19 protein-coding genes are annotated in these 21,381 nt (G+C 67.2%); 8 read left to right on the top strand and 11 right to left on the bottom strand.

What is annotated here, in order from left to right; all coding sequences use genetic code 11:
- Nucleotides 1-9: 9 nt before the first annotated feature.
- Entirely contained in the window at nt 10-807 is a 798-nt protein-coding gene (locus IED13_RS10945) for a succinate dehydrogenase iron-sulfur subunit (protein WP_038362753.1), read from the top strand.
- Between the two features lie 167 nt (nt 808-974).
- Here the strand turns inward: IED13_RS10945 and IED13_RS10940 are convergent, their stop codons facing one another.
- Complete coding sequence (locus IED13_RS10940; protein ID WP_191124198.1) at nt 975-2,216, bottom strand: NAD(P)/FAD-dependent oxidoreductase; 1,242 nt, start codon at nt 2,214-2,216, stop codon at nt 975-977.
- Nucleotides 2,213-3,016 carry a glutamine amidotransferase gene (locus IED13_RS10935; RefSeq protein ID WP_191124245.1) on the bottom strand — a complete coding sequence of 268 codons (804 nt, stop codon included), beginning with the start codon at nt 3,014-3,016 and terminating at the stop codon, nt 2,213-2,215. Before IED13_RS10935 ends, IED13_RS10940 begins: the two co-directional genes overlap by 4 nt.
- Nucleotides 3,017-3,267: 251 nt before the next feature.
- Between IED13_RS10935 and IED13_RS10930 the strand changes: the two genes are divergently transcribed.
- From IED13_RS10930 to IED13_RS10920, 3 genes are all read left to right on the top strand, one after another.
- Nucleotides 3,268-3,906, top strand: coding sequence for a TetR/AcrR family transcriptional regulator (locus tag IED13_RS10930; protein ID WP_133560999.1), 639 nt, complete (start codon nt 3,268-3,270; stop codon nt 3,904-3,906).
- A 68-nt stretch (nt 3,907-3,974) separates the two neighbouring features.
- Entirely contained in the window at nt 3,975-5,183 is a 1,209-nt protein-coding gene (locus IED13_RS10925) for an efflux RND transporter periplasmic adaptor subunit (protein WP_191124197.1), read from the top strand.
- Nucleotides 5,184-5,194: 11 nt separating this feature from the next.
- Nucleotides 5,195-8,419 carry an efflux RND transporter permease subunit gene (locus IED13_RS10920; RefSeq protein WP_191124196.1) on the top strand — a complete coding sequence of 1,075 codons (3,225 nt, stop codon included), beginning with the start codon at nt 5,195-5,197 and terminating at the stop codon, nt 8,417-8,419.
- 9 nt (nt 8,420-8,428) lie between these two features.
- Here IED13_RS10920 and IED13_RS10915 read toward each other — a convergent pair whose 3' ends face one another.
- From IED13_RS10915 to IED13_RS10905, 3 genes are all read right to left on the bottom strand, one after another.
- A complete protein-coding gene (locus tag IED13_RS10915) occupies nt 8,429-9,118 on the bottom strand; it encodes a hypothetical protein (protein ID WP_112761655.1) in 690 nt (229 codons plus the stop codon).
- Nucleotides 9,115-10,251 (bottom strand): hypothetical protein, encoded by a 1,137-nt coding sequence (locus tag IED13_RS10910; protein WP_191124195.1) that lies wholly within the window; start codon nt 10,249-10,251, stop codon nt 9,115-9,117. The genes IED13_RS10915 and IED13_RS10910 overlap by 4 nt, the downstream gene beginning before the upstream one ends.
- Before the next feature lie 77 nt (nt 10,252-10,328).
- The gene (locus IED13_RS10905; protein ID WP_191124194.1) at nt 10,329-10,832 is read right to left on the bottom strand and encodes a winged helix-turn-helix transcriptional regulator; all 504 of its coding nucleotides are present in this window, start codon (nt 10,830-10,832) and stop codon (nt 10,329-10,331) included.
- A gap of 100 nt (nt 10,833-10,932) precedes the next feature.
- Here IED13_RS10905 and IED13_RS10900 point away from each other — a divergent pair, with 100 nt between their 5' ends.
- A complete protein-coding gene (locus tag IED13_RS10900) occupies nt 10,933-11,493 on the top strand; it encodes a dihydrofolate reductase family protein (protein WP_191124193.1) in 561 nt (186 codons plus the stop codon).
- Nucleotides 11,494-11,502: 9 nt separating this feature from the next.
- On the opposite strand, the gene IED13_RS10895 is transcribed toward IED13_RS10900, so the two are convergent.
- A complete protein-coding gene (locus tag IED13_RS10895) occupies nt 11,503-12,408 on the bottom strand; it encodes a DMT family transporter (protein WP_191124192.1) in 906 nt (301 codons plus the stop codon).
- A 175-nt stretch (nt 12,409-12,583) separates the two neighbouring features.
- On the opposite strand from IED13_RS10895, the gene IED13_RS10890 reads away from it, so the two are divergent.
- Nucleotides 12,584-13,450, top strand: a complete 867-nt coding sequence (locus IED13_RS10890) for a LysR family transcriptional regulator (protein ID WP_051988146.1) — start codon at nt 12,584-12,586, stop codon at nt 13,448-13,450.
- Nucleotides 13,451-13,494: 44 nt separating this feature from the next.
- Nucleotides 13,495-14,538 (top strand): GTPase ObgE, encoded by a 1,044-nt coding sequence (gene obgE, locus IED13_RS10885; RefSeq protein WP_038362769.1) that lies wholly within the window; start codon nt 13,495-13,497, stop codon nt 14,536-14,538.
- Between the two features lie 293 nt (nt 14,539-14,831).
- Here the strand turns inward: obgE and IED13_RS10880 are convergent, their stop codons facing one another.
- Nucleotides 14,832-15,968, bottom strand: a complete 1,137-nt coding sequence (locus tag IED13_RS10880; protein ID WP_113254344.1) for a DSD1 family PLP-dependent enzyme — start codon at nt 15,966-15,968, stop codon at nt 14,832-14,834.
- Nucleotides 15,969-16,094: 126 nt separating this feature from the next.
- Here IED13_RS10880 and IED13_RS10875 point away from each other — a divergent pair, with 126 nt between their 5' ends.
- The gene (locus IED13_RS10875) at nt 16,095-17,915 is read left to right on the top strand and encodes an ABC transporter ATP-binding protein (protein ID WP_038362772.1); all 1,821 of its coding nucleotides are present in this window, start codon (nt 16,095-16,097) and stop codon (nt 17,913-17,915) included.
- Between the two features lie 87 nt (nt 17,916-18,002).
- Here the strand turns inward: IED13_RS10875 and IED13_RS10870 are convergent, their stop codons facing one another.
- From IED13_RS10870 to IED13_RS10855, 4 genes are all read right to left on the bottom strand, one after another.
- Complete coding sequence (locus IED13_RS10870; RefSeq protein WP_133560985.1) at nt 18,003-18,524, bottom strand: hypothetical protein; 522 nt, start codon at nt 18,522-18,524, stop codon at nt 18,003-18,005.
- Nucleotides 18,525-18,535: 11 nt separating this feature from the next.
- Nucleotides 18,536-19,465: a nucleoside hydrolase gene (locus IED13_RS10865; RefSeq protein WP_191124191.1), complete on the bottom strand. Its 930-nt coding sequence runs from the start codon at nt 19,463-19,465 to the stop codon at nt 18,536-18,538.
- Between the two features lie 4 nt (nt 19,466-19,469).
- Entirely contained in the window at nt 19,470-20,234 is a 765-nt protein-coding gene (locus IED13_RS10860; RefSeq protein ID WP_191124190.1) for an ATP-binding cassette domain-containing protein, read from the bottom strand.
- Nucleotides 20,235-20,432: 198 nt separating this feature from the next.
- Nucleotides 20,433-21,377 (bottom strand): sugar ABC transporter substrate-binding protein, encoded by a 945-nt coding sequence (locus IED13_RS10855; RefSeq protein WP_191124189.1) that lies wholly within the window; start codon nt 21,375-21,377, stop codon nt 20,433-20,435.
- Nucleotides 21,378-21,381: the final 4 nt, after the last annotated feature.

Below are 21,381 nucleotides of genomic sequence, written 5' to 3'. Positions count from 1 at the left end.
GACGATCTGATGGCTGAATTCAATCTTCCGAAGAACTCCCGCCTGACCGAAGGCAAGGCCTGGCCGAAGCCGGCCGGCGCCAAGAACGTCACCGAGTTCAAGATCTATCGCTGGAACCCGGACGATACCGCCAATCCGCGCACCGACACCTATTATGTCGACCGCGACGATTGCGGGCCGATGGTTCTGGACGCGCTGATCTGGATCAAGAACAAGGTCGACCCGACCCTGACCTTCCGCCGCTCCTGCCGCGAGGGCATCTGCGGTTCCTGCGCCATGAACATGGACGGCAAGAACGGGCTCGCCTGCACCACCGGCATCGACGAGTGCGGCGGCACCGGCAAGAATGCGGGCCGGGTCGCGATCTACCCGCTGCCGCATATGCCGGTGGTCAAGGACCTCGTGCCCGACCTGACGCGCTTCTACGCTCAGCACGCCTCGATCGAGCCCTGGCTGAAGACGACGACGCCGGCTCCCGAGAAGGAGTGGCGCCAGGCCAAGGACGACCGCGAGAAGCTCGACGGGCTCTACGAGTGCATCCTGTGCGCCTGCTGCTCGACCTCCTGCCCGAGCTATTGGTGGAACGGCGACCGCTATCTCGGCCCGGCCGCGCTGCTGCAGGCCTATCGCTGGCTGATCGACTCGCGCGACGAGGCGACCGGCGAACGGCTCGACAATCTGGAAGATCCCTTCCGGCTCTATCGCTGCCACACCATCATGAACTGCGCGAATGCCTGCCCGAAGGGCCTGAACCCGGCCAAGGCGATCGCCGAGGTCAAGAAGATGATGGTGGCGCGCCAGGTCTGAGCCGGCGCGATCGGCTGCGCTTCCGGTGCTTCGATCGACGCCGGCCTCTGGGCTGGCGTTTTTCGTTGGTGTTGTCCGCGTGTCGCCAATGGAAAGCGCGGGGTACCCTTCTCTCATCCGGGAGAGGGATTCCCAGCGCCCATTTCGATGGGTCTCTGAAGCCGACCTCAGCCGATATACCGCTCCGGCCTGAACGGCTTCGGATCGGCCGGCGGCGTCTCGCCGCAGACCATCGCCGCGATCATCTCGCCGGTAATCGGGCCAGTCGAGAAGCCGATATGCTGGTTGCCGAAGGCGAGCCAGAGGCCGGGATTACCAGGCGCCTCGCCAATCATCGGCAGTGAATCCGGCAAGGTCGGCCGCGCCCCGCGCCAGGTTTCGCCGGCAACGGCGCCGAGCGGAAAGGCCTCGCGCGCAGCCTCCGTCACGCCATCGATCTGGCGGTGCGCGTCGGGCGCGTCGCGGAAGGACAGGTCGACACCGCTGGTCACGCGATAGCCCTGCTCCATCGGCGCCATGAAATAAGCGGCGTCGACATCGTAGATCGGCCGCGACAAGGTCGCGCGGGCTTCGGGCTTCAGGTGGCGGTGGTAGCCGCGCTCGACATCGAGCCTGGGGTCGAGGCCGAGCGGTTTCAGCAGATCGCCGCTCCAGGGGCCGAGCGCCACCACGGCGATCCCGGCCTCGAAGGTGCCCTTGTCGGTTGCGGCGCGCCAGCCGGCGTCTTGACGGGTGAGCGCCTTCACCTCGGCCTGCACGATCTGCCCGCCGCGGCCGGCGAAGAGCGCGGCGTAGGCGGCGGTGACGGCGCCGGGGGAATCGACCGAGGCGTTGGAGGGGATGAGCAGGCCGGCTCGAAAGATCGGGTTCAGATGCGGCTCGACGGCGGAGATGCCCTGCCGGTCGAGGAGCCGCGAGGCGATGCCGTGGCGCTTGAGGAAATGATGCTCGGCCTGCGCGGCGGCATGGCCGGCTTCGCTGCGCCAGAGCTTGAGCGTGCCGTTCTCGCGCAGGCGATGCGCCACGCCGGCCTCGGCCATCAGGGCGCGGTGGCGCTCGACCGTGCTGGCGGTGATGGAATCGAGCGCGGCGATGCGGGCGGCCGCCTGGGAGGGGCGGCCTTCCCAGAGGAAGCGCAGCAGCCAGCCCGGCCGCGTCAGGGCGCGGCGCCAGCTCAGATTGAGCGCCGGGTGGCCGTTGCCGAGATAGCCGGCCAGCTTGCCGTAGAGCGAGGGGTTGTTGAGTGGTGCGATCGAGGAGCGGGCGAGCACCCCGGCGTTGCCATAGGAGGTTTCGCGCCCCGGCTCCCTGCGATCGATGAGCGTCACGGTGAAGCCGCGCTTCTGCAAGGCGAGCGCGCAGGAGACGCCGACCATGCCGGCGCCGAGGACGAGAGCTGTACGAGTCACGCGGTTGCCGTTCCGGCTTCCGCCGGCTCCTTCAGCCAATGGTCGAGGAAGGCGTCGAGCCAGAGGCGGATCGCCGGGTCGTGCTGGAACCAGCCAGGCACATGGGTGTGGCCGAGCTGCGCGCCCGGCATCAGGGTGCGCTCATAGCCGCGCACCGACCAGCGATACATCATCGCGGGCGTGACCTCGGGGTGGAACTGGATGCCGTAGACGCGCGAGGCGGCGCGGATCGCCTGGGTCGGGAAATCGCCGCCGGTGGCGAGGCATTCGGCGCCGCGCGGGCAGTCGAAGCCGTCGCGGTGCCATTGATAGACGGTGCCGGGCCAGACGAAGCCGGCCGTCTCGGCATGGGCCTTCCCGGCTTCGGTGATGGAGAGCGGGTAATAGCCGACCTCGGCGCGACCTTCGCCATGGGTGTAGACCTCAGCGCCCATCTGCTTGGCCAGCATCTGCGCGCCGAGGCAGATGCCGAGGAAAGGTGCGTCCTCCTTCAGGCAGGTCCCGATCCAGTCGATCTCCGCCTTGACGAAATCCTCGGGATCATTGGCCCCCATCGGGCCGCCGAAGATCACGGCTCCAGCATGGTCGCGCATGGTCGCGGGCAGCGGATCGCCGAAGCGCGGCTTGCGGATGTCGAGCGCATGGCCACGCGCCTGCAGCAGCCGGCCGACGCGGCCGGGCGTGGAATGCTCCTGATGCAGCACGATCAGCACCGGCCTGGGAGCCGGGGGCGGGCGCCGGGTAGCGGCAGGCGGGCGGGTGCGTCCGGCCAGACGAGGAGGAAAGGCGTGGTCGTTCATCACCGACTTCAGGCTCGCTGGCGCGCGGCCGGGATTGAGAGGGACGCGTGAAACCATGACGGATCACCGCAGGATGAAGTTCCAGACGGAACGAAGCAAGCAAATTTTGAGCCGCATGTTGCGTGCCGATTCCGGACGCACGCCACGCTTTGCAGGGAAAGCCGGCTCGCCTGTGGCGGGGAGGCTCTCCTTGACGCGGCCACAATTGGCTGCGATGGGAATGAACGTTCATTCTCATTATCGCGCGGTCCATGTCGCAGCATCTCGCCACAGCCTTGCCCGAAAGCCCGCTTTCGGAGCGCCATATCCGCATCCTCGACGCCGCCGAAGGGGTCTTCGCGCGCAGCGGATTCCATGTGGCCACGATGCAGGACGTGGCGGCGGAAGCCGGCATGAGCCCGGGCAATCTCTACCGCTACTTCAATTCCAAGGACGCGATCATCGCCGGCATGGCCGAGCGCGATCGGAGTACGATCGCCGCGGATTTCGCCGGGCTTTGCCCGAGCAAGGGGTCGCTGCTCGACCAGCTCGAGGAGATCGGGCGCAAGCATCTCGTCCGCCAGCCGCGCGAAAAGGCGGTGATCGCGCTTCAGATCTGGGCCGAGGCCGCGCGTAACGAGCAGATGGCCAGCATGTGCGCTGACATCGAGGGATCCCTGATGGAGGGGCTCATCGCCGCGATCTCCGAGGCGAAGCGCAACGGCGAATTGCCGGCGACCCTCGACGAGCAGAGCTTCCTGCTGGCGATCTCGATGATGGCAGACGGCTTTTTCTGCCGCCGCGGTATCGAGCCCCATTTCGACGCCGAGGCCGGCGCCGACGTTCTGTTCAGAAGCATGCGCACGCTCGCCCGCACCATGCTCCTCCCCGAAATCGAGACGCAGCCGTGATGCGACGCGCGCTCTCCCATCCGCACTTGCCGCGCCTCCGCCGCGCCGCCGCAACAGGGTCGTTCCCGATGAGCCTTCTCTCCCCCGCACTGCGCCTGATGCTTCCGGCGATGCTGCTTGCGGCGACTGCCGCCGTGCCGGCACGCGCGCAGGCGCCCGCGGCCAGCTCCCAGGCGCCGGCGGCCCATCCTCAGGCACCGGCAGTCGGTCCGTCCGTCACGGTCACCCATGCCAAGACCACCGAGATCGTCCAGAGCGTCCTCGTCTCGGGGTCGATGATCGCGCGCGACGAGGTTCTGGTCTCGCCTGAGGTCGACGGGCTGTCGATCATCGCCATTCTCGCCGAGGAAGGCGACAAGGTCGTCAAGGGGCAGGTGCTGGCGCGGCTGGACCGCACGATGCTCGATGTGCAGAAGACGCAGAACGACGCGCAGATCGCCCGCGCCGAAGCTGCGATCGCCCAGGCCAACGCCCAGATCGCCGAGGCCGACGCCAATCTGGTGCAGGCCAACAACGCCTTCGATCGCACCAAGGCGCTGCGCGACAGCGGCAATGCGAGCGCCGAGACCTTCGACCAGCGCTCCGCCGCGGCGCGCTCGGCCCAGGCTCGGGCCAGTTCCGCCCGCGAGGCGCTCGCCATCGCCACCGCCGATCGCGCCCTGGCGCGGGCGCAGGGCAACGACATCGCCGTCCGTCTGGCGCGGACCGAGATCAAGGCGCCGCAGGCCGGCATGATCAGCCGTCGCACCGCCAAGCTCGGCGCGACGGCGAGCATGCTGCCGAGTTCGGAACCGCTGTTCCGGATCATCGCGAACGGCGCCGTCGAGCTGGAGGCGCAGGTCGCCGAGGTCGACATTCCCGCGCTGACGCTGGGCCAGCCGGTCGCGGTCACGCCGGCCGGCGCCAAGGAAGCGCTCAAGGGCACGATCCGCCTGATCTCCCCGGAGGTCGACAAGACCTCGCGGCTCGGCCGCGTGCGCGTCGCGCTCGACGGCAACCCGCCGGTCGCGATCGGCTCCTTTGCGCGTGGGGTCATCGAGACCGGCCGCAAGCAGGCGGTCACGCTGCCGCTTTCGGCGATCACCTATACGCGCAGCGGCCCGACGGTGCAGACGGTGAAGGAGGGCAAGATCGTGACCAGGAAGGTGACGCTCGGCCTCTCCGGGGACGGGCGCGCCGAGATCGCGACCGGGCTCGCCGCGGGCGAGACCGTGGTGGCGCGCGCCGGCACCTTCGTGCGGGACGGCGATCTCATCACCCCCGTCGCGACCAACTGACGGGGCGGGCGATGAACGTCAATTTCTCCGCCTGGTCGATCCGGAAGCCTGTCCCGGCGATCCTGCTCTTCGTCGTGCTCTGCGTGCTCGGGCTGCTCTCCTTCTCGAAGCTGCCGGTGACGCGCTTCCCGAACATCGACGTGCCGCTCGTCTCGGTGACGGTGACGCAGTCGGGCGCCGCGCCGGCCGAGCTCGAAAGCCAGGTCAGCAAGCGCGTCGAGGATTCCGTCGCCAACATCACCGGGGTCAAGCACGTCACCTCGACGCTGACCGACGGCCAGTCGCTGACGCTGATCGAGTTCCGGCTCGAAACCAACACGGACCGCGCCGTCAACGACGTCAAGGACGCCATCGCCAAGATCCGGGCCGACCTGCCGCGCACCATCGACGAGCCGATCATCCAGCGCATCGATGTCGAGGGCCAGTCGATCCTGACCTATGGCGCGGCCTCCGCCGGCATGACGCTGGAGCAGCTCTCCTGGCATGTCGACGATGTCGTCGCGCGCGAACTGCAAGGGCTGAAAGGCGTCGGCCGGGTCGAGCGCTATGGCGGCGTCGATCGCGAGATCCGGATCTCGCTCGATCCCGACCGTTTGCTGGCGCTCGGCATCACCGCCGGCGAGGTCAACCGGCAAGTGCGCGCCACCAATGTCGACCTGGCCGGCGGGCGCGGCGAGGTCGGCGGTCAGGAGCAGGCGATCCGTACGCTTGCGGGTGCAAGGACCGTCTCCGATCTGGCCGAGACCAAGATCATGCTGACCGGGGGCCGCGAGGTCCGGCTGAAGGATCTCGGCCGCGTCGAGGATTCGAACTCGGAGCCGCGCGCCTTCGGCCGGCTCAACAAGAACCCCGTCGTCACCTTCGCGGTGTTCCGCTCGAAGGGCTCGAGCGAATTGTCGGTGAAGGAGGTCGTGCAGCAGCGCATCGAGGCCCTCAACAAGCGCTATCCGAACATCCAGATCTCGCCGATCGACGATGCCGTCGCCTATACCCACGGCAACTACAAGGCGGCGATGGAGACGCTGCTGGAGGGCGCGGCGCTCGCCGTCATCGTCGTCTTCCTGTTCCTGCGCAACTGGCGGGCGACGCTGATCACGGCCATCGCCCTGCCGCTTTCGGCCATCCCGACCTTCTGGGCGATGGAGATGATGGGCTTCTCGCTCAACCTCGTCAGCCTGCTCGGCATCACGCTGGTCACCGGCATCCTGGTCGACGACGCCATCGTCGAGATCGAGAACATCGTCCGGCACATGAAGATGGGCAAATCGCCCTATCGCGCCGCGATGGAGGCGGCCGACGAGATCGGGCTCGCCGTCATCGCGATCACGCTGACCATCGTCGCGATCTTCGCGCCGGTCTCCTTCATGGGGGGCGTCGCCGGGCAGTATTTCCGGCAGTTCGGCCTCACCGTCGCCGTCGCGGTGCTGTTTTCGCTTCTGGTCGCGCGCCTGATCACGCCGATGATGGCGGCCTATCTGATGCGGCCGGTGAAACATGCCGATCCGAAGGATGGCTGGATCATGGGCGGCTATGTCGGGCTGCTGAAAACCACGCTGAAGAAGCGGCGCATCCCGTTCTTCCCGCGCCTCGACGGCTCCGGCACGTGGCGGACCCTGCCATTCAACACCGCCTATGCGACGCTGCTGGTCGGCTTCCTCTTCCTGTTCGGCTCGATCCAGGCGACGCAGCTCCTGCCGACCGGCTTTATCCCGGACGAGGACACCTCGCGCGTCGTCGCCTCGGTCGAATTACCGCCCGGCGCGACGCTGGAGGACACCCGCGTCACCACCGACAAGCTCGTCGATGCGCTGAAGACCATTCCCGAGGTGCGTGACGTCTTCGTGCTCGGCGGGGCGTCGCCGACCGGCCAGCGCGAGGTGCGCCGTGCGGCCGTCTTCGTCCTGCTCAAGCCGAAGGCCGAGCGCGACATCAAGCAGAAGGAGCTCAAGGTCACCATCGCCGAGAAGCTCGCCAGCGTGCCGGATGTGCGCGCCTGGTATGTCAACGAGCGCGGCGAGCGCGAGATGGCCTTCTCGATCCTGTCGAAGGATGGCGATGCGCTCGACGCGGCGGTGGCCAAGATCGAGGCGCGGATGCGCCAGGTGCCGGGCTATCTCAACGTCGCGACTGCGGGCTCGCTGAGCCGGCCGGAGCTGCGCGTCACGCCGAAGCTGGAGGAGGCCGCCAATCTCGGTGTCACGGCGGAAGCGATCTCGGAGGCCGTGCGCGTCGCGACCATCGGCGATGTCGGCGCCAATCTCGCCAAGTTCAACGCTGGCGACCGGCAGATCCCGATCCGCGTCCAGCTCGACGAAGCCGCACGCACCGACATCCGCAATATCGCGGCCTTGCGCGTGACCAATACCAACGGTGTCTCGATCCCGCTCACGGCCGTCGCCGATGTCGGCTTCGGCGAGGGGCCGAGCTCGATCGACCGCTATGACCGCGTGCGCCGGGCCCAGATCGGCGCCGACCTCAAGCGCGGCTTCGAGCTCGGCACCGCGCAGGACCGGTTCCACGACATCGTCGAGGAGGTCGGCCTGCCGCCGGGCGTCTGGATCGCCGCGACCGGCGATGCCGAGATCCAGGGCGAGGTCGTCCAGGGCTTCATCACCGCGATGACGACCGGCCTGATGCTGGTGCTCGCCGTGCTGATCCTGCTCTTCGGCTCGGTCTTCCAGCCGATCACGATCCTGCTCTCGCTGCCCCTTTCCTTCGGCGGCGTGGTGATCGCGCTGCTGGCGACGGGCAATGCCGTCTCGATGCCGGTCTATATCGGCCTGCTCATGCTGATGGGCATCGTCACCAAGAACGCGATCATGCTGGTCGATTTCGCGGTGGAGGAGGTTGGCCGGGGCAAGGACCGGATGACGGCGCTGCTCGAAGCCGGCCGCAAGCGGGCCCGCCCGATCCTGATGACCACCATCGCCATGGCGGCGGGCATGCTGCCCTCGGCCTATGGTGTCGGCGATGGCGGCGAGTTCCGCGCGCCGATGGCGATCGCGGTGATCGGCGGGCTGATCGTCTCGACGGTTCTCTCGCTGATCTTCGTGCCGTCCTTCTACGCGGTGATGGACGATCTCTCGCATCTGACCGGGCGCCTGTTCGGCCGCTTCTTCAGCAAGGCGGAGGACGAAAGCCAGTGGGAGCCGATCCATGACGAGCATGCGACGCCGGGCGAGGCGACGGCGGAAGCGATGGGCCGCAAGATGCCGCCGCGGCTGGCGGCGGAGTGAGGCTTGGAGCTAAGGCTGAAGCTCGAGCGGGAAGGGCGTGCGTTCGTAGATATCTTCGAGGCCGTTGCGGGCGACGAAGTCGTCCTCCCATCCGTGGAGAACGGAGACGACTCCGGCACGGTCTCCATCGGCGATCAACGCGCCAAGTTCTGAAGCTTTCTCGTAATCAGCGCGCGGCCATGAAGTCATGCGGAGGTACGAGTCCTTGATATCCTCGTAGACGGCGAGGGATTCCTCCCAGCGCCCCAAGGCTGCCGCGATGGCGAGACGATAGGGTGGGTAATGATTGAGCCAGCCGTCATATTCATGAGACCGCGGCACTCCCTCGATTCGAAACATGTCGTCGATGGTCTGCACACGGCGCAGCATGGGCAGAATATTCGTCTCGATCTCCTCGACGGCCGTTTCGATGAAACCAGCTTCCGACCACCGGCTCGGCTTGCCGCGGGGCAGCAAGAACCATTCGGCAGCAAGGCCTCCCAGCGAGCCGAAAGGTCTGAAGCTATGCCCGACATGCCAAAAAAAATCAGGATCATCGGCACGTGACGTGCGGTCGATCGAGATAGAGCGAGAGACATGCCGCATCGGCCTCAGCATGAGGTAGGGCACCTTGAAAACGTAATGATTTTTTACGATCAGATCGTCGTTGCGAGCCACTAGTTGGTCGAACAGCGTCTTGATCTGCTTCTTGGTCGTCATTGTCTCGGCCTTACCTCCATGACAATGACCCGTCGAACCGAGTTGAACCCCAATTTGATGGCATTGGCCAGGATATCAGCTCGCCTGTCGGCCAAACCGGCTTTACCGGTTTTGAGATCATAAACGCAAAGTGTGCCATCATCTCGGTATTCATAGGCGTCCACACGGATTGACCGCGGATACCCGTAGGGTACTTTCTGGTTATCGACCCCCTCAATCTGCTCCTTCAGAAATGATCGTTCGGCTCGGAATTTGAGGTCGTTCAGGTCTTTGATATATTGCGCGAAGCGCGTGTGGACATCCGTTCCATAAACTGTTCGCGACGGGTAGAGATCAGGAGAGCCGGCAGCATTGGCAGCGCGATCGGCCAGTTCCCTGACATCGGGCAAACGCCGGCAAGCCAGTTCGGCTTGCTCCTCCGTTATACGCCCGGAATAGGTGAGGTCGAACGTGCCGCTTGTACTATCTCCCAGCTGATAGTCGCGGGCGTTGAACCCCATGATGGCCTGCTGGCCGTCGCTGCCGTTGAGCGGCGACATCCAGTTGAACAGGATGGCGCCGCCGGTGATGATCGTCGGGGCAGCGATGAGAGGGGCAAACGCGGGCTGGACCGTCGCGTCGGGCTCGGGGCCGGACGGTGTCCAGATCGTGCGGGTGACGAGCTCGCCGTCCGGCCCGCCGAAGCGGATCGACTGGACCTTGTCCGTCGTCTCGAAGCTGATCGTGTTGCCATCGGGGCGGATGACGGTCTGGCGTTCGTCGAAGCCGGCGGCGCGCGAGGCGGCATATTCCGACTGGATCGTCGTGCCCTGGCCGTCCGTGACAGCCTGCTCGAAGACGGAGCCGTCCTCGTTCCACCCCTCGCCGAGCGATGACCAGCCGGCCTCGCCTTCGACCGCTACGCCGTCGGGAAAGGCCGGGTTCTCGCTGCCAGATCCACCGCTTCCACCCCCACCGCTGGTCCATTGCCCACCTCCCGCGTTGCCGGATGGCACGCGAGGCTGGTTCGGGTTGTATTTGCGGTGCCAATGATCGCGCCGGATCAGGCCGAGCTCGTCGCGCAGACGCAGGAGGCGCAGGCGCAAGGCGCGAAGCTCGCGACGCGATGGGGAGAGATGGCGGTGGGGTGGCATGGCGGGCTCCTGAAAGGAGCCCAGTCTCCGGCCGTTTCAGCCGCCGGGGATAAGTGGAGGCGGGGTCTCTGCCCGCCTCAGGCGGTCGCGCTCTGACGCCGCGCCAAGGCCACGCGATAAGCTGCCGTCAGCTCGTTCAGCACCGACACCTCCGGCGCCGGCGCGTCGAGATGCAGGTGCCGGAGCTCCTGCATGAAGCGCTCCCACAGCGCCGGGCCGCCTTCGCTGAGCAGCTCCGCACGGATCGACAATTCCTCGGTGACCGGCAGGAAGCGCCGGCCCCACTCGCCCATCGCGGCGAAGACCGGGACGAGGGCGATGCCCATCTCGGTCAGGCTGTAGATCGCCTTCTGCTTGTGCGTGGCGTCGTCGCGGCGCGAGAGCAGCCCGCGCTCGACCAGCCGCTTCAGGCGGTCCGCGAGGATGTTCGAGGCGATGCCTTCGTCCGATTTCGCCAGCATCTCGCGAAAATGCCGGCGGTTGCCGAACATGATGTCGCGCAGGACGATCAGGCTCCAGCGATCGCCCAGGATTTCCAGCGTCAGATTGATCGGACAGCCCGAACGGCCGGTCTCGCGCATGCTCGCCTCCAAAACCAGTTGCAATATAGGATCGGTTTCGCTACACAGCAACTGATTGCAAATTGAAACTGGTTTTGACCGAACCTATCGGGAGGATGCCATGGCCAAGGTGATCGTCTGGAATCTGGTGACGCTGGAGGGGTTCTTCGAAGGCAAGGAGAAGTGGGATCTCGGCTTCCATGGTGACGCCTGGGGCGAGGAGCTCTCCGCGCTCAGCAGCGAATTCGGGCGCGAGGCGGGGCTACTCGTCTTCGGCCGCGTCACCTATGAGGGCATGAAGGCCTATTGGACTTCGGCCGAGGAGGAGGGCGAGACCAAGGGTTTCATGAACGCCCTGCCGAAGCTCGTCGCCTCACGCAGCCTGACCGGCTCCGACTGGAACAACACCACGGTCACGGCCGATATCGTCGGGGAGATCACGCGCCGAAAAGCGGAAGCCGGCAAGGACATCTATGTCTTCGGCAGCGCCGTACTGACGGAGTCGCTGCTGGCGGCAGGGCTCGTCGACGAGATCATGATCGCGGTCGCGCCGGTCACGGTCGGGCAGGGCACGCCCTTGTTCAAGCCGAACGCGGAAAAGCGCCACTATGCGCTGATCGCGGCCCGTCCGCTCAAGAACGGCACCGTGATCCTGCACTACGGCGTCAAGCCGGTGGTATGAGCGCGGAGTTCAACCGCGCCGCACCATCAGCACGGCGGCGAGAATGGCGACGCCGCCGAAGGCCTGCACAGGGGTCGGCTGCTCGCCGAAGATCGCCCAGGCGGCGAGCACCGCGACCAGCGCCGGCCAGACCATGACGAGCGAGGCCGCGCTGGCGCCATAGCTGCCGAGCGAGAGCGTGATCAGCCCCTGGCCGAGCGCATGCGAGACGAGGCCGAGCCCGATCACCGCGAGCCAGCCCTGCAGGCTCATCGGGATGATCTGCTCGCGCAAGACCAGCGCCGCGACGAAGCAGAAGCCGGCGCAGACGAGGCTGGAGATCAGGCTGACCAGCCCGGCATCGGCGCGGTTGCGCGCCCGGCCGATGGCGAGGATATAGGCGGCGTAGGACATCGCCGCACCGACGGCCAGCGAATCGCCGAGGAGATTGCCGGTGGCGGCGGGGTTTCCGGTGAATTTCGGCAGCACGAGCAGCAGCGCGCCGGCGATCGCCAGCATCAGCGCGCCGAGGATGCGGCGCGACGGCTTGTCGCCGAGGATCAGCCAGCCGCCGAGCACGACGCCGACCGGCGCGAGATTGCCGAGCAGCGAGGCGTTGGCGATGGTCGTGAAGCCGAGCGAGGCATTGTAGAGCACGACATCGACGCCGAAGGTCAGGCCGGCCAGCGCGATCGGCACGAGCGCGCCGCGACCGAGCGAGGATCCGCCCGCAGGCCGGCGCCGCTCGAAGGCGGTCCAGGCCATCAGCACGGGCATGGCGAAGATCATCCGCCAGAAGCCGGCAGCGGCCGGGCCGACATCGCTGAGGCGGACGAAAATGCCGGAAAAGCCGATGAAGGTCGCGCCCGCGAGCAGGGCGGCGAACATGGCGAGCGCGGGGGAGGCGGGGCGGACGGAAATCGCGGGGGCGGACATCGAAACTGCTTCTGTGCCGGCGGCCTGGCCCGGAAGGCTTCCTTCGCCTTCCCGCATCGGCCGGTCCACCGGTTCTGCGCTGCTATAGGACGCTTTTTCGCATCGGAAAAACGGATTATACTGATTTAACCATTCTTAAAATCGATGGATGATCGGCGTCTCACGGAGGCACATGATGAACGGCCATTTCGACCTTGCCGCGCTCGGTATGCTGGTCGCCGTCGCGGAAACCGGCGGCTTCACCGCTGCCAGCGCGCGGCTCGGGCGCACGCAATCGGCGATCTCGGTGCGCATCCAGGATCTGGAGAGCCAGCTCGGCCACAAGCTGCTGGAGCGCTCGCGCCGCGGCGTCACGCCGACCGATGCGGGCGAGCGGCTGATCGCCCATGCAAGGCGCCTGCTGGCGGTCGAGCGCGAGGCGCTGGCCGATCTGGGCGGGGAGACGCCGACAGGGCGGCTGCGCATCGGCGTTCCCGACGACTACATGGACGCCTATCTGAGGCCGCTGATCGCGCGCTTCGCGGTGGAGCATCCCAAGGTCGAGCTCGAGGTCCGCTGCGATATCTCGAAGCGGATCGAGCCGGCGCTCAAGGCCGGCGAACTCGATCTCGCCGTGGTGACGCAGGATCCGCAGCGGCCGCTCGGCGAGATGCTCAGGCGCGAGCCGTTGATCTGGGTGGCGGCGCGCGGCCATCGGCCCGAATTGCAGGAGACGCTGCCGCTCGCCCTGTTCTCGGAAGGTTGCCGGGCGCGACCGCGCATCCTCGCGGCCCTGAACAGCGCGGGGCGGGCGTATCGGCTGGTCTTCTCCTGCTCGCATACCTCGGGCGTGCTGTCGGCGGTCGAAGGCGGTTTCTGCGTCACGGCGATGACGGAAAGCGCGGTGCCGCCCTCGCTGCGCCGTCTGGGGCCTGCCGAGGACCTGCCGCCGCTGTTCGAGCTCACTGTCGGGCTGATCATGGCGCCGCATCCCGGACTGGCGGCCCAGCGCTTCGCCGATGCGCTGCGCGAGGAAATGAGCGCTTTCAGGCTCGCGGCGTGATGCGACGCATTGCCCTAGCGCCCCCGGATCACTACTGAGAAGCCATGAAATTCCTCGACCAGGCCAAGATCTATGTGAAGGCGGGTGACGGCGGCGCCGGCTGCGTCTCCTTCCGTCGCGAAAAATTCATCGAGTTCGGCGGGCCCAATGGCGGCGATGGCGGGCGTGGCGGCGACATCGTCGTCGAATGCGTGCAGGGGCTGAACACGCTGATCGACTACCGCTACCGGCAGCATTTCAAGGCCAGGACCGGCGAGCACGGCATGGGCAAGGACCGCCACGGCGCCAATTCGCCGGCGATCGTGCTGAAGGTGCCTCCGGGCACGGAAATCCTCGAGGAGGATGGCGAGACGCCGATCGCCGATCTGACCGAGCCGGGCCAGCGCTTCGTGCTGTGCAAGGGCGGCAATGGCGGCTTCGGCAACGCCTATTTCAAGACCTCGAGCAACCAGGCGCCACGCCATGCCAATCCCGGCCTGCCGGGCGAGGAGCGCTGGATCTGGTTGAGGCTGAAGCTGATCGCCGATGCGGGCCTGGTCGGCCTGCCGAATGCCGGCAAATCGACCTTCCTCGCCGCGGTGACGGCGGCCAAGCCCAAGATCGCGGATTATCCCTTCACCACGCTGCATCCCGGCCTCGGCGTCGTGCGCGTCCATGACCAGGAGATGGTGCTGGCCGATATTCCCGGCCTGATCGAGGGCGCGCATGAGGGCCACGGCCTCGGCGACCGCTTCCTCGGCCATATCGAGCGCTGCCGCGTGCTGCTGCATCTGGTCGAGGGCACGAGCGAGCACGCCGGCAAGGCCTACAAGGTCGTGCGCGAGGAGCTGGAAGCCTATGGCGAGGGGCTGGCGGACAAGCCCGAGATCGTCGCCCTCTCCAAGGTCGACGCGCTGTCGCCGGAGCTGCTGAAGGAACAGGTGGCGCGCTTGAAGCGGGCGGCCAAGCGCATGCCGATCATCCTGTCCTCGGCCTCGGGCGAAGGTGTCGACGCGGCCCTGCGGGCGCTTTTCGCGGTGGTCGAGGAGGCGCGCCGCGAGGAAGAGCGCGAGAGCGCTCCGGTGGAAGAGACCGGCTGGCGGCCCTAACGCTGCCAGTTTCCGTTCGGAACCGGTCATCCCGGACAAGCTGCGCCAGCGACGCCGATCCGGGATCGATCGAAAGGCGCTGCGCTTGATGATGGATCCCGGGGGCAAGTCCGGGACGACGGTGCGTTTCCGAGGCCGTCTCCCGAACGCTTGATGGTCGCGTGCGGCCTCGCCGAAGGGCGTGACCGGCCCATCCCAGCTTTCATCGGGCGGCGGCAGCGCCGCCTCGCATCAGCTCGAACTGGCCGACGATGTGACCCGCGCGGCTGCGCTCAGCCAGCAGTCCCGGAAGATCAGGTCAGGGCGCCGCGCGCCGCAACCGGCCAGACCGCCTCGACATGGGCATCGGGCCCGTGCAGGCCGCGCACGCAGACATACCAATCGTGCAGGTTCACGGTCGGGTCGCAATGGCCGGGAATCAGCAGGACGCGGTCGCCGCGATGCGGCAACGCGACGGGATCGCCGGTCAGGACGCCATGCTCGTCGGAAGGCTTGGTGTAGATCGCGCCCTCGCGCTGGAACGGCACCGGCATGCCGGAATCGACAGAGGCGGTCTTGTGCCCGGCATCGACGATGGCGCGGTCCGGCACCGGCTTGCTCATCACGCCGGCGAGGATGAAGAGCGCGTGCTCGAAGCTGCGGAAGGGCGAGCCGTCGGCCTGGCGGTTGCGGGCATAATCGGCGTCCATGAAGATGTAGGAGCCGCATTGCAATTCGTTCCAGATGCCCGATTGCGCCTCGAGCTCATAGGTGCCGGTGCCGGCGCCGCTGATGACCGGGCACTCCAAACCAGCCTGGGCGAGGCGCTCGGCGGTGTTGCGCGCGGCGAGCCCGGCGCGCTCGATGGCCTCGCTGCGCTCGTCGATGGAGCGCATGTGCTGGGCCGCGCCGTGATAGGCCTGCAAGCCGGCGAAGCGCAGCGTGTTCGAGCGCGCGATGGCCTCGGCCAGCCGGACGGCGCCTTCTCCTGGCGCGACGCCGCAGCGGCGCCCGCCGACATCGATCTCGACCATGACGTCGAGCACCACGTCATGGCGCGCGGCGGCCGCGGCCGCCTCGCGCACGCCGTCGGCGTGATCGACGCAAAGGCCGATCTTGGCGCTGCGCGCGAGGATGGCGAGGCGGTCCAGCTTGGCGGGGCTCGCGATCTCGTTGGTCACGAGCACGTCACCGACGCCGCCGGCGACGAGGATCTCCGCCTCCGAGACCTTCTGGCAGCATTGCCCGACGGCGCCATGGGCGATCTGGCGCAGCGCGATCTCCGGGCTCTTATGGGTCTTGGCGTGAGGCCGCAGACGAATGCCGTGAGCCTCGCTGAAGGCGGCCATGGCGACGAGATTGCGCTCGAAGGCATCGAGATCGAGCAGCAGCGCAGGCGTATCGATCTCGGCGAAGCTCTGGCCCGGCTGCGCCGGCGGGGTCGAAGGCATGGAGTCTCCTGAATCGTTCGGGCCATGGGATGACAGCTTCGTGTCCGGAGCAAGACCCGATTGCCACATTGCCCGTCCCATCCACGCCAGTGGCGCTTGCCGGCTCGGCATGGTAGGGCGCGGCCCATGAAGATCGGCCGCGTCACCGACGACACCCTCGCGCTCTTCGCCCGCGTCTGGCGCGAGCAGATCAGCCGCTACCTGCCGCAGATGGCGATGATCCTGGCGCTGGTCGTGGTCATCGCTGCGACGACGAGCTTCTACCCGCTGCTGATCAAGGCGGCTTTCGATGCCTTCGCCGATCCTCTGGCCGCCGAATCGACCGGGTTCGTGCGGCGCATGGAGCGACTGGTCTCCAAGTCGATCAACTACGATATCGGCGTGATCAACGCCGTCGCGACCGTGGTGGTCATCGTGACCGCGATCAAGGGCTTCTCGCTGCTGGCCCAGACGGTGATGACGAATACCGTCGTCAGCCGGATCGAGGCGGACATGCAGACGGAGCTCTACGGCCATCTGATCGATGCCGATCTCGCGCAGCTTCAGAAGGAGAACCCGGCCTCGCTGACGCAGCGCTTCACCACCGATTTCACCTTCGTCAAGGAAGCGCTGACGCGCATCGTCAACATCGCCATCCGCGATGTGGTGACGGCGATCGCGCTGATCGGCGCGCTGTTCTGGATCGACTGGCAGATGACGCTGGTCGTGCTGCTGATCGCGCCCGTGATCGCCCATCCGATCGGCCGGATCGGCAAGAAGCTCCGGCGCATGGCCAATTCCCAGCAGGAGCAGACGGGCATCATGGCGAGCCTCGTCACCGAAAGCCTGCAGGGCGCGCGCGTCGCCAAGACCGATTCGCTCGAGCCCTATCTGAAGCAGCGGGCGGCCAGCGCCTTCGAGACGATCCGGGCGCTCAAGATGAAGGCCGCCAATGCGCGCGGCCGGCTCGATCCGCTGCTGGAGGTCGGGGGCGGCATGGCGGTCGCGGGCGTGCTCGCCGCGATCGGCGTGCGCATCACCTCGGGCTCGTCCACCGTTGGCGATTTCACCGGCTATGTTTCGGCCCTGCTGCTCGCGGCCCAGCCGATGCGCTCGCTCGGCAATCTCAACGCCATCGTGCAGGAGGCCGGCGCCTCGCTGAAGCGCTATTACGCGCTGCTCGACGAGAAACCCCAGATCCTCGACCGGCCGGGCGCGAAGCCGCTGGCGGTCTCCTCCGGCGGCATCGCCTTCCGGCATCTGCGCTTCCGCTATCGCGAGGATCAGCGGGCGCTGGAAGGAATCGACCTCGTGGCGCAAGGCGGCAAGACCACGGCGCTGGTCGGGCGTTCGGGCTCTGGCAAGTCGACGCTGCTCGCGCTGGTGCCGCGCCTCTACGATCCGACCGGGGGGCGTATCGAGATCGACGGGCAGGATCTGCGCGATGTGAGCTTGAAGAGCCTGCGCCACCAGATCGGCGTCGTCAGCCAGGATGTCGTGCTCTTCGACGATACGGTGCGGGCCAATATCGCCTTCGGACGGCCGGGCGCGAGCGAGGCCGAGATCGTCGCGGCGGCGCAGGCCGCGGCGGCGCATGACTTCATCACGGCGATGCCGGGCGGCTACGACGCCTCCGTCGGCGAGCGCGGCCATAAGCTTTCCGGTGGCGAGCGCCAGCGCATCGCGATTGCCCGTGCGATCCTGAAGGACGCGCCGATCCTCCTGCTCGACGAGGCGACGAGCGCGCTCGACACCGAATCGGAGCGCCTCGTCCAGCAGGCGCTGGCGCGGCTGATGAAGGGGCGCACGACCCTGGTCATCGCGCATCGGCTCTCGACCATCCGCGAGGCCGACCTGATCGTGGTGATGGACGAGGGCAGGATCGTCGAGACCGGCAGCCATGACGCCTTGCTGGCACGCGACGGCGCCTATGCCCGGCTGCACCGGATGCAGTTCGTCGAGGGCTAAGGCTAAAACCTGCTGATGATACGCGGAACCACGGGGTCATCCTGGGTCAAGCCCGGGATGACGGCGTTTGTCCGTGACAATGCTGCCCTACCGGCAGAAATCGGCGCAGCCGGCTTCCCAGAATGCTTTGCCGGATTCAAGCTCGGGCACCGAAGGCCGCGGCTTGCGGCCGGGCAGGTCGTCAGGGACCGGCTTCACCAGCTCCCACCAGCGATGGGCGCATTGCGAGCGGAAGGCCATCTGGTCGGAGATCGAGGTGCCCTCCTTCTCCAGCACGATGTCGAGCGCGGCGCAGGTCTCGCGCAGCCGCTCGTCATGGGCGTCGCTCGGGTCGTTGGCGTAATCGTGGAAGGCCTCGGTGAAGGCTTCCATCTCGCGGGCGATGTGCGGCCAGTCGCTGCGGGCAAGGTTCCAGGCGTCCATCCATTCGCGCACCACGGTCTCGACGGCTTCCGCTTTCGGTTTGTGCTTCACCTTGCGGGCGGTGGTCAGCATGTGGCGCATCAGTTCGGCGCGGGCATGGGCATGGCGCGCCCGGAGCGCGGTTTCCTGCATCCGCGCGATGGCGTCCGCCGCCTCCTGCTGCAACGCTTCGACGAAATGCGGCATGGAGCGATCCTTCAGGGCAGGGTGGCGAGGCGTTCGATCATCCGTTCGAACAGCTCATGGGCCTTCACGGCCGAGACGACATGCGCGTTGGGCGCGCGCTTGAGCCGGCCGTTCCAGTCGATGGTGGTGCGGCCGCGCAAGGGGCCGTCGCCGGTCTCGACCGCGACGAAACAGTCGCGACCTTCGAAGAGTTCCGGCCAGAGCAGGAAGGCGATGACGCAGGGGTCGTGCATCGGGTGGCCGTCGCTGCCGAGTCCGCCGGGGCGCGGGCGGGTCAGCATGCCCGAGACGGCTTTGCCGGCGGCGTTGCCGCACGCGCCGATGCGGGCGATCTGGTCGTGGCTGGCGATGGCCTGCAAGGTGACGCCGAGGCCGAACATCACGATCGGCCGGCCGCAACCGAAGACGATTGCCGCCGCATGCGGATCGACATGAACGTTGAATTCGGCGGCAGGCGTGATGTTGCCGAGGCCGATCGCGCCGCCCATCAGCACGATGCGTCTGACCTTGGGCAGGATGTCCGGCGCGAGCCGGAAGGCCAGAGCGAGATTGGTCAGCGGCCCGAGCGGGCAGAGCGTGACGCCATCTTCGGGAGCCGCGCGGCAGAGATCGATGATCGCCTGGACGGCATGGCCCGGCGCGGCCTCGCTGGCAGGGGCGGGAAGGTCTGCTCCCGACAAGCCGTCCGGGCCGCAGACGAATTCGGCGGTTTCGAGCGGGAAGACGAGCGGTCCCTCGGCGCCGCGATAGACCGGGATGTCGCCGCGCTGGCCGAGGTCGCGGATGCGCAGCGCGTTCGTGGTGGTCTGCGCCACCGGGACGTTGCCGGCGACGGTGGTGATCGCCTTGAGGTCGATTTCGCCCGGGCTGGCGAAAGCGAGGAGCAGGGCAACGGCGTCGTCCTGCCCCGGGTCGGTGTCGATGATGATCGCTTCTGGCATTTTGTCAGGCCGCCTTGGCGTTGCCGGACATGATCATATGGGCGATATCGTCGGCGGTGAGGTCGCCGAGCGGGCGGTCGACGTATTTGCGCCCTGCCCCCATGATGACGACGCGATCGGCCAGCGCCACGACGTCGCGCATGTTGTGGCTGATCAGGATGACGGTGCGCCCGTCGGCCTTGAGCTTGCGGATGAGGTCGAGGACGAGGGCGCTTTCCTTGACGCCGAGCGCCGCCGTCGGCTCGTCCATGATGATGATCTCGGCGTTCCAGCGCAGCGCGCGCGAGATCGCCACCGCCTGGCGCTGGCCGCCGGAGAGACGCTCCACGGGCCTCGTCATGTCGGTGACGGCGGCCGAGAGCTGCGACAGATAGCGGCGCGATTCCGCGATCATTCTCTTCTTGTCGAGCACGCGCAGGAAGGGCAGCAGCACGGGCTTCGTCAGCTCCGAGCCCATGAAGACGTTCTGGGCGATGGAGAGGCGCGGGGCCAGCGCAAGGTCCTGGTAGATCGTCGCGACGCCATGGTTGAGCGCGTCATGCGGCGAGCCGAAGACGACAGGCTTTCCACGCATGCTGATGGTGCCGCTGGTCGCCTCCTCGGCGCCGGAAATCACCTTGATCAGGCTCGACTTGCCCGCGCCGTTGTCGCCGCACAACGCGACCACCTCGCCCGGGAAGATGTCGAGATCGACCTCGCACACGGCGACGACGGCGCCGTAGCTCTTGCCGATGCCGCGCAGGGAGAGGAGGGGGGTTGGTTCGGTCATCGCTTCAAACCAGTTCTGGGGCGGGGCGGCTTGGCGCAACTTGCCCCCTCGCCCCTTGCGGGAGAGGGGTGGGGTGAGGGGTCTCTCGACGCTTCCAATGCTGCCTTTGCCGACGCAAACCGGAAATCGCAGCACGACCCCTCATCCGTCTCGACTTCGTCGAGCCACCTTCTCCCCCGAGGGGAGAAGGAAGAGCACTCACTTCTTCAGGAACTGCTGGACGTTGTTCTTGTCGACCAGCACGGCGTCCATGAAGAGATAGGGGCCGCTGGCGACGGTCTCCTTCGGCTTCTTCTCGACGACGATGGTCTGGATTGCGTCGACCGCCTTCTTGCCCATCTCCTCGAAAGGCACGGCGACGGTCGCCATGAAGGTCGAGCTGGGGTCGGCGATGCGCTCATAGCTCTCCTGGCCGCCATCGACCGAGACGAGCGGGATCTGGCCCTTCTTGATCCCCTGGGCCTGCAGCAGGTCGTCGATGATGTAGGCCTGCCCGTCGAAGGAGGCCCAGATGCCGTTGACCTTGCCCTGGTTCTGCAGGAGCAAAGCCTGCATGCCGGAGCGGACGTCATCGCGCCAGCTCTGGGTGCGGCCCATCGAGAACTTGCCGAGCTCCTTCACCGCCTGGTTCTCGGAGAGCACCGCGTCGAGGATCTTGCCGCGGATGCGCGAGGCGACGTTGAGGTCGAAGCGCGAGGTCAGGATGTTGCCCTGGTAGCCGAGCTGGCCGAGCAGGTAGAGCGCGGCATCGGCGCCGATCTTGTATTCGTTCGACTGGATGTCGAAGAGCGCGTGCGGGCTCGAGCCCGATTGCACGGTGATGACCGGGATGCCGGCATCCTTGGCCGCCTTGAACTGGGCGTCGGCCTCGACCGGCTTGCCCATGGCGATGATGATGGCGTCGACCTTCTTGGCGATCAGCGCGTCGAACTGCTCGGCGTGCTTGGGCAGCGCGCCTTCCGAGTTCAGCAGCGTGACGTTCCAGCCCTTGGCCTTGGCGGCTGCAGCCGCCGCGTTGGCGACGCGGGCATGCGTCTCCGACGAGAACTGGAAGCCGATGACGCCGAGCTCGAAGGCGCCGGCGGATTGGCCGAGCGCCAGGAGCGCGGCCGCCGCGACCAGCATTTTGCGCAAACCGAACATGTGA

This window comes from Allobosea spartocytisi (assembly GCF_014764685.1).
In the GTDB taxonomy this organism is placed as follows: domain Bacteria; phylum Pseudomonadota; class Alphaproteobacteria; order Rhizobiales; family Beijerinckiaceae; genus Allobosea; species Allobosea spartocytisi.
Note: the sequence above shows the minus strand (reverse complement) of the source record. Positions and strands in the feature narration are given on the sequence as shown.